The organism is Enterovibrio paralichthyis, assembly GCF_019209835.1.
Lineage (GTDB): Bacteria > Pseudomonadota > Gammaproteobacteria > Enterobacterales > Vibrionaceae > Enterovibrio > Enterovibrio paralichthyis.
The window spans coordinates 137897-150484 of record NZ_JAHUTS010000006.1 but is presented as its reverse complement, the minus strand read 5'-3'; the positions used below and the strand labels follow the sequence as shown (position 1 = coordinate 150484).

At 50.7% G+C, this 12588-nt stretch carries 10 protein-coding genes; 8 read left to right on the top strand and 2 right to left on the bottom strand.

Features of this window, described 5'->3' with window-relative positions; translation table 11 throughout:
* Positions 1-128 precede the first annotated feature (128 nt).
* Positions 129-2243: a methyl-accepting chemotaxis protein gene (locus KU854_RS09695; protein WP_218358310.1), complete on the bottom strand. Its 2115-nt coding sequence runs from the start codon at positions 2241-2243 to the stop codon at positions 129-131.
* A gap of 23 nt (positions 2244-2266) precedes the next feature.
* Between KU854_RS09695 and KU854_RS09690 the strand changes: the two genes are divergently transcribed.
* The 6 genes from KU854_RS09690 (at position 2267) to KU854_RS09665 (ending at position 6879) form a co-directional block, all read left to right on the top strand.
* On the top strand, positions 2267-2530 hold the full coding sequence (locus KU854_RS09690; protein ID WP_218358309.1) for a hypothetical protein: 264 nt from the start codon (positions 2267-2269) through the stop codon (positions 2528-2530).
* Positions 2531-2639: 109 nt separating this feature from the next.
* Positions 2640-3338 carry a hypothetical protein gene (locus KU854_RS09685; RefSeq protein WP_218358308.1) on the top strand — a complete coding sequence of 233 codons (699 nt, stop codon included), beginning with the start codon at positions 2640-2642 and terminating at the stop codon, positions 3336-3338.
* A complete protein-coding gene (locus tag KU854_RS09680; RefSeq protein ID WP_218358307.1) occupies positions 3338-3823 on the top strand; it encodes a hypothetical protein in 486 nt (161 codons plus the stop codon). Before KU854_RS09685 ends, KU854_RS09680 begins: the two co-directional genes overlap by 1 nt.
* 36 nt (positions 3824-3859) lie before the next feature.
* Positions 3860-4573, top strand: coding sequence for a hypothetical protein (locus KU854_RS09675; protein WP_218358306.1), 714 nt, complete (start codon positions 3860-3862; stop codon positions 4571-4573).
* Between the two features lie 49 nt (positions 4574-4622).
* Entirely contained in the window at positions 4623-6080 is a 1458-nt protein-coding gene (locus KU854_RS09670) for an OmpA family protein (protein ID WP_218358304.1), read from the top strand.
* Positions 6081-6342: 262 nt separating this feature from the next.
* Positions 6343-6879, top strand: a complete 537-nt coding sequence (locus tag KU854_RS09665) for a DUF924 family protein (protein WP_218358303.1) — start codon at positions 6343-6345, stop codon at positions 6877-6879.
* A 35-nt stretch (positions 6880-6914) separates the two neighbouring features.
* Here KU854_RS09665 and KU854_RS09660 read toward each other — a convergent pair whose 3' ends face one another.
* A complete protein-coding gene (locus KU854_RS09660) occupies positions 6915-7634 on the bottom strand; it encodes a GntR family transcriptional regulator (RefSeq protein WP_218358301.1) in 720 nt (239 codons plus the stop codon).
* Positions 7635-7888: 254 nt separating this feature from the next.
* On the opposite strand from KU854_RS09660, the gene mngA reads away from it, so the two are divergent.
* Together mngA and mngB are read left to right on the top strand one after the other, a co-directional pair.
* Positions 7889-9826, top strand: coding sequence for a PTS 2-O-a-mannosyl-D-glycerate transporter subunit IIABC (gene mngA, locus KU854_RS09655; RefSeq protein ID WP_218358299.1), 1938 nt, complete (start codon positions 7889-7891; stop codon positions 9824-9826).
* 84 nt (positions 9827-9910) lie between these two features.
* On the top strand, positions 9911-12553 hold the full coding sequence (mngB, locus tag KU854_RS09650; protein ID WP_218358297.1) for a mannosylglycerate hydrolase: 2643 nt from the start codon (positions 9911-9913) through the stop codon (positions 12551-12553).
* The last annotated feature ends 35 nt before the right edge of the window (positions 12554-12588 follow it).

The following is a 12588-nucleotide window of genomic DNA, read 5'->3' as shown; positions in this document are numbered from 1 at the left end:
GCTATTTATTAAGCAATGGTTAAGATTTGTAGCCTAGCACGGATAGGGTTGGGTGAGATAGTGCGCGATGGAGAGAGAAAGGGGAGGGGAGACGCCTCCCTCATGGGGGAGAGAGGCGCGTTATGGGGTTACACCGTAAAGTGCGACACCATTTTATCCAGCGATTCAGCGGTTTCTTTCAACTGGCGGCTGCTGCTTTGGGATTGGGTAGCTGCACTTGAAAGCTCGCTGACGACCTGCGAGATCTCAACCAGATCCAGGCTCACCTGCTCAGACACCAAGCTTTGCTGAACAGCGATACTTGCCACTTCCGTGTTCAACTGGGAAATGTTGTCCACTTCCGAAGTCATCTGGGTTAGTTGAACGGCAGCTTCATTTGCCAGCGCAACGCAGGACTGAGCGCTCCGGCTGCCTGCATCCATCACTTGTACCGCGTTTAGCGCGTCTGACTGAAGCTGGTTAATCAGATCGTAGATTTCCTGCGTGGAAGATTGGGTGCGCAGTGAAAGCGAACGGACTTCATCTGCAACCACCGCAAAGCCACGGCCATATTCACCGGCGCGGGCAGCTTCAATCGCGGCATTCAACGCCAGTAGGTTGGTCTGGTCGGCAATACCTTTGATCACATCGATGATCGAATGCACGTTCTGGCTGTTTTCGCCCAGACGGGAGATAACGTCTGATGCTTCAGATACTTCAGTTTCCAGCTTCTCAATGGCGCGCTGTGCGTCAGTCAGTTTTTCCTGACCGAGAGCCGCGGCACTTTGTGTGCTGGTGGCAGCGCGCGCTGCACTTTCTGCGTGATGGGCAACGGTCTGTGCGGTGGTGCTCATTTCAGTTGAAGCAGCAGCAACCTGATTCACCATTTGCATCTGGCGGCTGACGCCTTGCAGCGTTTGTTCCGAAACGGCCGAAGACTGGATGGCGCTGTCTGACACCGTATGGCTGGTTGCTGCAACCTGCTTGATAACACTCTGGGTTTTATCCAGGAATGTGTTGCATGCACGTGCTAGCTCGCCGGTCTCGTCCGGCGCGTCAGCTTCGCTGCCAAGGCGGCGGGTAAAATCGCCGTCGGCTACCTGCAGCATAAATTGTGCAGTTGAACGAATTGGTGCCGCGATGCGACCGGCAATCACCCAGATCAGCGCAATGTTGATTCCAAGAGCGAATAGCCCCATCAGCATCGACATCATGGTCAGATCGCGTTGGTCTTCCTCGGCCTGTGCCTGAAGGGCGATAACGTCTTTCAGTACCAGTGCTTTGTCCAGTGTCACCACCAGTGTCCAAGATGCCATGCTGACATCCGGTTTAACCGGGATCATCGCAATAATGCGTTGACCGTCTTCGCTGGTGAAGCTTTGGAAGCGGTTTTGACCGATAAGTTTCGCCCATTCCTGATCGTCGCGGGAAAGTGAGCTGATTTTACGCCCTAAAGCGCGGTCATCGCTGTCTGCCGCAATGGTACCGCGATCTGTCACCAGCATCACGTGGCTTTGGCCTTTGTACAGGTGTTGGCTGGTGGTTTCAGCGACGCGCGACAGTGAGGCCAGAGAAATATCCAGACCGGTAATACCCGCAAATCGGCCGTTCACCATGATTGGTGAAACCACGGAAGTCAGGAGAACATTTTCGCCGTTGATTGGGTAAATGTAGGGGTCAAGCAGACAGTTACGCTGGCTGTCGCGCGAGCAAAGATAGTACTCACCCACACGCGCCCCGTTATCAGCGCGGCTCTCATCGTTGTACCCCGCTAGTGGCTCCAACTGGAAACGGCCGTGGTTGTCACGGTTCCAGTAAGGAATAAAGCGGCCGGTGGCATCATGGCCGTTTTGGTTCGCGTAGAGGCTGTCCATTCCGTCCAGCATGCCCGGTTCCCACGCGGTATAAACGCCCAGTGCATGCGGGTTGGTTTCCAACAAGCCTTGCAGTTGAAGGTTGATGTTGGCGCGCAGCGTATCACGGGAGTCTGTGTCACTGGCTCTTTGTTGGCGTGAAAAGCTTTCCGCCATCAGTGATGTTTGCAGGAAACTGTCTGACAGTTCGCTGGCAATGGTTTCGGCAGCGGCACTTAACTCCGCTTGCAAACCGCTGTCGAACATTTCAAGTAACAGGGTTTGGTTTCGTTGGTTTGACTGGGCTTGTAACTCAGTTGAGGAATACAAAGAAAATGCAGTCATTGCACTCACTGCCGCCAGCGTAGCGATACCAGTGAAGACACTGATCTTTAGCTTAATAGACTTCATAAAGTGTGTTTTAGAACCGGGTAATGTTGGAACTAAAGAAAAAGGGGCGCAATGTTCGGTTAAGCCTGCGTAAAAGTCTATTTTTAAATGAATTTCAAGCGATAAATTTTACACCTAGTGATGCATATTTGAGACTGGATGGAATGTTTTCCTGTTTTTATAAATCTTTAATGATTTATTTTAATGGTAAGGCGCAAAACCATTTGTTTTCGGGTGGGGGAGGTGGGCAGCTTTCCCGAAAACACCGTTTGGTTTTGTTGGACGGTATTGCAGCTAAATTTCGGTAATTCGCGAAAATATCCCAGTCATTTCCAATGAATAAAACACTCACCATGTCGACTAACATTAACACCTTGTTTAAGGTTTTTATTTAGCCAAATTGCCACAGGGAAATGGATGGAAAAGCGGTACCAGGATCTCTATTGGGGGGCACGCTATCACCTGAAACGTGATGGTTTTGGTCAGTATTATCTGATAGGGATGCAACAAAAAATCTGGCAGGTTTTCGGCTTGTTAGCCTGCGTTCCGATGATCGCCTCTGTCGTGATGGCGTTAGCGACTTGGCTACGCAAAGATACCATTCCCTACTTTTACCTAATTGCGGCCTCGTTTCTCTTCTTGCTCGTCATCTTCTTACTGAAAAGAAGCGAGCGGTTTGTGTTCCAGCATGATCGCGTGACGCATTTGCTCGGTTGGGGGAAATCACCGGCCGAGAAAGCGTCATGGCCGATGCACGAATGCGACCTCACCATTATGCCAATTGTGGAGCATGGAACAGGATGTTGGCTCCGGCTCAATGCCAATGGGCAATCCCTCACCCGAAACAGCATTGGCAAATTCGCTCAAAGCGCTGAAATGGCGCTATTCATCGTCCAAGAAACAGGCATTACCGCTTACGACAATGTGACGAAATGGCCGGCAAAAGTCCGGTTGGAATCCAGGGTGACGGGTGATGCTCGTGTGGTGAAGCCGCAGCGGGCAGAAGGCAGTCAGTTTCAGGTGCAAGGTTCAATTTGGCGTATGTTGCTGGTGTTTCCAGCGACCCTTGGCGTGAGTGTTTTGCTGTTTGCGTTGCATTGGTTTGGGGGTAAGTAATGGTAAACCCTGCTTCAAACTCCGGTGCAGTCCGCGAAGTAAGGCTCGGCGGGGGCGGTGTGCTCAGGGTTTTCGGAATTTCATTTTTACTCTATGCCGTCTTTCTCGCGCTGTCGAATTCCGTCGATTCCTATGACCGAATTGTCTACTGGGCAGTGTGGGCGGGCTTTGGCTGGCACATGGCATTTCTTGACCATCACGTTCGCGTTGACATGCGCCAAGGCACCCTGGTGAGGCAAATAACCAGTATTTACCCCGTTTATCGGTTTTCGGCCAACCTTCATGCCGTGAGCGGATTTTGCGTAACGAAAAGCTTGATATCCCGAAGCAGTCACTACGGCACCAGACGTTATGAGCTGGTAGTACTGTTCGACACGGGAGAGCGTCAGCACTTAATGCGATTGGGCGGACGTGCGATGTTGATTGCTCATGGGAAAGAGATTGCGGCCATGTGCGGTAAGCCATTTTTGGTGGATGAAAGCTGAATGCAGGTACTAAGAAGCGGAGATTAAGGAAAGGATATGACAAAGAAGATGCCATTAAATCGCCCCAGAGTGAGCCAATGTGTTGCCGCTGTTGTTATGACAGTGACGTCTTTTTGTGCGTTTGCAGCCACCGATTTGGAACAGAACTTAAGCGCGGTTGAAGCGTTTAGTGCTCGCACCGAGCCTTTGATTGAAGAGGCTCAGGAAAATGGCGATGCTTACTCCCTGCTTGTCGAGGAAGTCGGTGATGTAATGGCGCGCACCCAGAGTGCAAAAGCGGCCATGCAAACCGTCGATCTTTCTAAACTGGCAGCCCTTGCGCGTAGCAATGCGGCGTTGGGTGACAAATACGTCTCTGAATACAAAGCATTTATCGGTGCATTGGCATCTGATTCTGCCTGTAACCGTCCCGAATCTGTGGTGGAATTTAATCAGAATATCCAAAAGCTTCGCGATACAGCCACCACCCTCTCTACACTAGCTCCCCCTAGCACGGAGGAACAAGCTCTTGAGACGCTAATGATGCTGAGTGCAAACAGTGTCCTGGTTGCCACCGTCCCTTCGATGTTTGCAGTCAATAATCTTTGCATGCTCGAAGACGCAGCGCCTGTCCTTGAGCAGTTTGGCGAAGTGGAAGCCGATATCGTGAAAGCGCTGGTTGGTCAGGCGATATTAGCGGGAGATGATGGTGATGATCTCTTCCCAGAGGCTTTCGAAGAAGACGATTTTGACCAAGATGGTGCCAATTGATTGCCACGGATTGCGGCAAAGACAGTGTGTTTTAGCGCGAGGAGCAATAATGAATAATTGGCTAGGACGAACAACAAAATCTGTCGCAGTAAGCGCGACGCTCGGCGTACTGTTATTTGGAAATGCTCTGGCAGGAGAGCTGTTTAGTGCGCCGCCGGAAAGTGAACTTGAAGCGCGAACGGTTCAGCATTACACCAAGTTTCCCTTGGTTACTGGGTTTGAGAAAGGCGAACCCATTGCAAAGCCGCAAGGTGGTCGATTGACCCGTTTGGCCTACAAACTGCCAGCGGGCGTTGAGCCTTTTCATTTAATTAATAACTACAAGGCGCAGATTGAAGCCTTAGGCGGAGAAGTGCTGTTTGCGTGTGAGGAAAAAGAGTGTGGGCGGCTAAAGAACCTCAAAAAACTGATTGAACCTACGTTGGATAATCCGGGGGATGCACCTGTTTTGCTGGTGGCGAAGATCAATCATGAGATCAAACCCATCTTCTTGTCCCTTTACTCTGCCACTTCTCATCTTTACACCGGCTTGCAAGTGGATGTGATCGAAGAAATCGAGGAGCCGCTTGATCTGATCAGCGTCGACGCGGCTTATTTGAGCGCGCCAATCGAAGCGTTGAGCTTTGAAGATAAGTCGAGTAAAGATGAAAATGGCAGCCAAGATCACCCTATGATCCAACGTTTACCGGGCGCATATATTCGAGAATACGTTCAACACGGTTACGGGCAGATAAAAGTGATGACGGCGGTGACAGGTAAAGGCGAACAACAGTTTGTGTCATTGGACGGAAAAATTACCGACATCGGTTACGTGTTGCCTCGCCTGTACTCAGAATATGAGGCGTTTGCTAACTATCAGTCAGCACTCAGTAAGCTCGGGTTTGTGCCTCAGTTTCGTTGTCAGGGTACAAGCTGCGGTGATGATAAAAAGCTGCAAAAGGGCCTGAAAACCTTGGTCGATATCGGCAATGAGGACAATCAGTATTACGGTTTGTTCATGCTGGAAAGGCCCGAAGGCAAGGTTCACGCCATGGTCTATGTCCTCGGCTTCAATGGTGGCCTTTGGGGAGAGCTGCGCGTTATTGAAGAAACCGATCTAAAAGATGACCGCTTGGTTATCGACTTGGAAGGCCTGACAGACAAAATCGCCCAAACAGGGCATGTGGCGTTGGATGGGTTGCTGTTTGAATTCGACAGCGACCAAATGTTGCCGGAATCCAAAGAGGTAATGGATACCTTGGCAACGTACCTGAAAACCCATCCAGACTGGCAGTTCTATGTCGTCGGACACACCGATGACAAAGGCAGTGAGTCATACAACCAAAAGCTTGCGGATAAGCGCGCCAAATCGGTGGTGAATGCTTTAACCAAAGATTATCAGATCCCGAAAAAGCAGCTTACCGCAAAAGGTGTCGGGGAATATTCACCCGTTGCAAATAACCTCAATGAAGACGGTCAGCAGCAAAATCGCCGTGTCGAACTGGTACTGAGATCTGATACTCGATAGCACATTCAAATAATACTGATTCTTCAGCCGCACCGGGCTGGAGAATCAGATTTTCCCTTTTAGTTAATTTCAGCGGGAACACATTTCACTGCAAATGTTTATCCCTATATTCTGGTTTGATCTCAGCGGGTGGATGCAGCTCATCCAGTGATTGTGGCGCTGCCCCTGTGCCTCCGTCGGCGGAACCCAGTGTGATAAAGTCTGAAGCTGTATCCAATACAGTCTAAAAACAAACGAAATTTTAAAAGCATGGAGAGAGGCGATGTACAAAGACGTACTGACATTTTGGTTTGAAGAACTGACGCCAAAAGACTGGTTTATGAAAAATGAGGCGCTGGACAAAGCTATCGCCGCGCGTTTCTTGCCACTACTCGAAACGGGCGCACAGTCAGCCTTGTTTGATTGGCGCGATACCGCCGAAGGCCGGTTGGCGGAAATCATCGTCCTCGATCAGTTTTCCCGCAATATTTACCGCGACACACCGAAAGCCTTTGCGCAGGATCCACTGGCGCTCGCACTGGCACAGGAGGCCGTTGCACAAGGTTTTGACCGCGAATTAGATGTCGTGCATCGCGCATTTATGTATATGCCTTACATGCACAGCGAATCGCTGGCTGTTCACGAGGAGGCGGTAAAGCTTTTCAACCAGCCCGGCCTTGAAAACAACTACGAGTTTGAGCTGAAGCACAAAGCCATCATCGACAGGTTTGGACGTTATCCTCACCGCAACGCTATCCTTGGGCGCGAAAGTACCGACGAGGAAGTACAGTTTCTGACAGAGCCGGGTTCGAGCTTCTAAGTGAATGGGCTGCAATACCCAGTCGGTATTGCAGCCTAAGAGCGGTGTCGTTTGGCGACCAAGGTGAACTTGTAATCCGTTGATTTGAAGTAGTTACGGCTGTATTCGAAAACCGTGTCATCCAATAGGTGTCCGCGGGTGCGCTTCTCGATAATTGGCTGGTTTGGGTCTATCGCCAAAAGTTCGGCGATTTCCTTCGGTGGAAGTACGGGGATAATTTCCTGCTCACTGCGGTCAATCACCATCCCTTTGGTGTTCTCGATAAAATCGTATTTAGACCCCTGCATGACCTGATAACTGAGATCCGGGAACATCTCGGTGGGCAGCCAGGTTTCTTCAACAGTGATGGGCGCATCATCCACATAGCGCACACGTTTAACGTAAAAAACCTTGTCGCCTTCCGCGATGTTAAGGTTCTCTGCCATCGTCAGGGAGGCATTGGTCACTTCAAACGCCAATACATCACTGCGGATCACGGAATCAAGGTGTGACCACTTCTCAGCAAAGCTGCTTTGGTGGTAGATGTCGTAATTAACTTTGTTTTCTTTAACGTAAGTGCCGCTGCCCTGCTTACTCTCCAGCTCGCCGCTTTCTACCAGCAGCTTAATCGCCTGGCGAACCGTCACTCGGCTGACGGAGTAGGTTTCACGAAGCTGCGCTTCAGTGGGCAAGGCTTCCCCAACTTTGTATTCTCCCGCACTGATTTTCTCGCGAATCGCATCCGCAATTTGGCGGTACATTGGCAATCTGGCCATAAAGCTCTCTTGAAATTCAGGCAATTTTCATCGGTGCAATCTAGCGAAATTGCACCCTGTATTGCGCCTAAATGTATCATACGAATCAGATTTTCCATACAAGAAGACAAACCGCCGCACTGATTGTTAATACAAATTAAATACATCTAATTTGAAATTAGCGATCTCTATCACGTCATATTTGTATTATAAAGGTATTATTCACGCATTGTTGTTGGGACAACTATGAATAACGTGACAATGGGAAAAATGTTATGAATCTAACCTCTCTGACCCACCCATCGCTGATCAATTTACAAACGACCTTTACCAGTCGGGATGAGGCGATAAGAGCCCTTGCCGACCAACTAGAACAACAAGGCAAGTTGCACGACAAACAGCAATATCTGGACGCTGTGTTTGCGCGTGAAGACCAAGGCCCGACTGCGTTAGGTGAAGGATTGGCAGTACCGCATGGGAAGACGGATGCCGTTAAGGAATCTGCGTTTGCAATGGCAACGCTGAAGCAGGATATGAAGTGGCAAGGCATCGATGAAGAGGAAGACGTTAACCTCATTTTCCTGATTGCCATTCCTAATGCGGAAGCGGGCTCTACCCACATTCAGCTTCTGACTGAATTGACGACAACCCTGGTCGATGACGATGTGCGTGAAGCGATGTTGAATGCAACATCAGCCGAGCAAGTATTGGCGCTATTGGACAACAAAGAAGAAACTGAAAGCGAATCTCAAGACAACATAGATACAAATTTACCGACAATTGTCTGTGTCACTGCCTGCCCAGCGGGTATCGCACACACTTACATGGCGGCTGAGTATCTTGAAAAAGCCGGTAAGAAGCTGGGTATCAATGTCTTCGTTGAAAAACAGGGCGCAAATGGTATTGAAGACCGCTTAACGGCAGAACAACTTAACAATGCGGTTGCCTGTGTATTTGCCGCGGAAGTGGCTATCAAAGAGCAGGAACGTTTCAACGGTATTCCACGTGTCGAAGTGCCTGTGGCTGAGCCCATCAGACATGCTGAGCGCATTCTCAATGAAGCGCTGGAGGCGGGCAAGAAAGGCAGTGGCGCAGAACGTGCAGTGATCACTGATGACAAACCTAAACGTCTGCCACTGAAAACCGAGCTGAAACAAGCGCTGCTGTCAGGTATCTCCTACGCTGTCCCACTGATTGTGGCAGGGGGAACTGTGCTTGCGGTTGCTGTGTTGCTGGCCCAAATGTTCAACCTGCAGGAACTTTACGCAACGGACGGTTCTTGGCTGAACATGTACCGCAAACTTGGCGGTGGCCTGCTGGGAACCCTGATGGTGCCGGTACTGGCCGCTTACACCGCGTATTCTTTGGCAGACAAACCTGCGCTGGGCCCCGGCTTTGCCGCGGGTATTGCCGCAAACCTGATTGGCTCCGGCTTTCTTGGCGGTGTTGTCGGTGGCTTGATCGCCGGTTATGTAATGCGCTGGGTGAAAGAAAACATCCGCCTCAATCCTGCGTTCAACGGCTTCCTGACTTTCTATCTCTACCCTGTGATTGGCACTTTGGTGGCTGGCTCTCTGATGCTGTTTGTTATCGGTAAACCGGTCGCATGGCTGAACCAGGGGCTGACCGACTGGCTGAACGGTATGTCTGGCACCAATGCCCTGTTGCTTGGCGCGGTGATTGGTCTTTTCGTTTCTTTCGACCTTGGTGGTCCGGTAAATAAAGCGGCTTACGCTTTCTGTCTGGGAGCGATGGCAAACGGTGTGTATGGCCCATACGCCATCTTTGGCTCCGTCAAAATGGTATCCGCGTTCACGGTGACCGCTTCAACCATGCTGGTTCCGCGTCTGTTTAAAGACTTTGAAATTGAAACCGGTAAATCGACTTGGCTGCTTGGCCTTGCGGGCATCACTGAAGGCGCGATCCCGATGGCAATTGAAGACCCTATCCGCGTGATCGGCTCCTTCCTGCTGGGCTCTGTCGTAACAGGTGCCATGGTGGGCGCAGCGGGGATTGGCCTTTCAACACCGGGTGCAGGCATCTTCTCAATTTTCCTTCTGCATGATGCCGGAATCGGTGCTTATACCGCAGCGGCAATCTGGTTCGGCGCAGCCTTGATTGGTGCGGCAATTTCCACTGCAACCCTGATTGCATGGCGTACACACGCCGTTCGCAGCGGCAAATACACCGTCCAAAACGCAACCGCAAACTAAGAAAAACAACAAAAGGGTGCCTGAATTCAGGCGCCCTAAGACCCAATTCGATTGTCGAGCCTTTTCGCTCAATAGGTAACAGTAATGGCTACATCTCGCGTACACATCACTCCACACATGCACTGGGACCGTGAATGGTATTTCACGACGGAAGAATCGCGCATTCTTCTGGTGAACAACATGGAAGAAATCATGCAGCGTCTGGAAAGCGACCCTGCATACAAATACTACGTTTTGGACGGTCAAACCGCCGTACTGGAAGACTACTTCGCGATTAAACCTGAGAACAAAGAGCGTGTTAAAGCGCTGGTTCAGGCGGGCAAGCTGATCATTGGCCCATGGTATTCCCAAACTGACACCATGCAGGTTTCCGGCGAATCAATTGTCCGCAACATGCTTTATGGCATCCGCGATTGTCTGGCGCTGGGTGAGCCAATGAAGATTGGCTATCTGCCGGATTCATTCTCCATGAGTTCTCAACTGCCAATGATTTACAACGGCTTTGGCATCGACCGCGCTATGTTCTGGCGTGGCTGTTCAGAGCGCCACGGCACGGATAAAACCGAGTTCATCTGGCAATCCAATGATGGCAGTGAAGTGACCGCACAGGTGCTGCCGCTGGGTTACGCGATTGGTAAATACCTGCCACAGGATGAAAAAGGGCTGCGTGACCGTCTGGATAAATACTTCCCGGTGCTGGAAGCGCCATCTGTGACCAAAGACATTCTGCTGCCTAACGGTCACGACCAGATGCCAATCCAGAAAGATATCTTTGAGGTGATGGACAAACTGCGCGAAATCTACCCGGATCGCGAGTTCTTGATGAGCCGTTATGAAGAGGTCTTTGAACGTATCGAGGCGATGCGCGATCAGCTTGATACCATCAAAGGCGAGTTTAACGACGGCAAGTACATGCGCGTTCACCGCACCATTTCCTCTACGCGCATGGATATCAAACTCATCCACGCTGAAGTGGAGAACAAGATCGTCAATATACTTGAACCGCTGGCTGCTATTGCCTGGACGCTTGGCTTTGAATACCACCACGGTCTGATCGAGAAAATGTGGAAAGAGAGCATGAAGAACCATGCCCACGATTCGATTGGCTGCTGTTGTTCAGACAAGGTACATGCAGAGATCATGAACCGCTATATCCTCGCGGACGATATGGCGACTAACCTGATTAACTTCTACAAGCGCAAGATTGTCGACCACATGCCTGCCCGTGGCGACTGCGACAAACTGGCGCTGTTCAACCTGTCGCCTTACGCCCGAGAAGAGGTGATCAACACTACCATCACCCTACGTGCCAAAGAGTTCAACCTGTTCGACGATAACGGCAATGCGATTGAGTACTTTATCCAAGATCAGCGTGTTATCGACCCGGGCAAGATTGACCGCCAGATTGTTCACTACGGAAACTATGACCCGTTTGTTGAATACGACATCCAGTTTAAACACCAAGTGCCGGCCATGGGCTTCACGACCCTGCATATCGAAGCGCACAGCAAAGGCAAAACCAAGGTCGCTGAACAAGGTGAACACCTGCTGGAAAATGAGTTCTACCGCATCAAGGTAAACACCAACAGTACGTTGACCATTTTTGATAAAGAAACCCTGCACACTTACGATCAGGCGTTGCGTATTGAAGATGGCTCTGACGACGGTGACGAGTATGACTACTCTCCATCCCGTCAGGAATGGCTACTGTATTCCGACGAGTTTGACGCGCATACCGAGATCAAGCACGAAGGCTTCCAGTCTGTTGCCAACATTGGGCTGAGAATGGCGGTGCCTGCCAACCTGCAGGAGCGCGAAGAACGCTCAGGCCAGAATGGCTATCTGGATGTTCAATGTCAGGTTGTACTGAAGCAAGGCAGCCGCCGCATTGAAGTGCGCATGGAACTGGATAACCAAGCCGATGACCACCGCGTCCGCGTGCTGATCCCGACGCCGTTTGTGTCTGAAACGGTTGTGGCTGATAACCAGTTTGGCCTGATTACCCGCCCGACAAACGACCCGGCAATGGCCGTTTGGGAACAGGAAGGCTGGAAAGAGGCACCGGTACCGGTTTACCAGTTGATGAACTTCGCCGCTCTGGAAAATGCGTCGGGTGGTATGGCTTTAATGACCAACGGCCTGCGTGAATTTGAAGTGATTTCAAGCCAAGGTAACGAGGAGCGCGATACTTTTGCCCTGACACTACTTCGTGGTGTGGGCACCCTGGGTAAAGAAGAGTTGCTGCTGCGTCCGGGTCGTCCGTCAGGGATTAAGATCCCAACGCCGGATTCGCAAACCCGCGGTAAGCTGGTGTGTGAATTTGCCCTGTTCGGTTACGCAGGTGATCACATCAGTGCAAACATCATGGCAGAAGCGCGCGACAACGTGACGCCAATCCAGTGCTACAACAAGATCCCTTACAACGCGATGAAGCTGAACGTTGGCGAGCAGAATTTGCCGTTGACCTACAGCTTATTGTCGAAAGAGAAGCGTGGCGTTGTCCTGAGTGTGCTGAAAAAAGCAGAAGATGAACAAGGCTTGGTGCTTCGCGTCTACAACCCGGCAGAAAGTGGCGATCTTGAAGATGCGGTCAGCTTCAACCTGCCTGTCTCTTCCTGGCAACAGGTCAGCATGGATGAGCAGCCACTGGATGCTGTCTCAGCAACAGAGACTGGATTTGGTGCAGTAAAACCGTGTCAGGCTAAGTCATTCCTGGTTAAGTTCTAACTGTCTGTCATTCCGATCTAAGTAAAACAAAACAC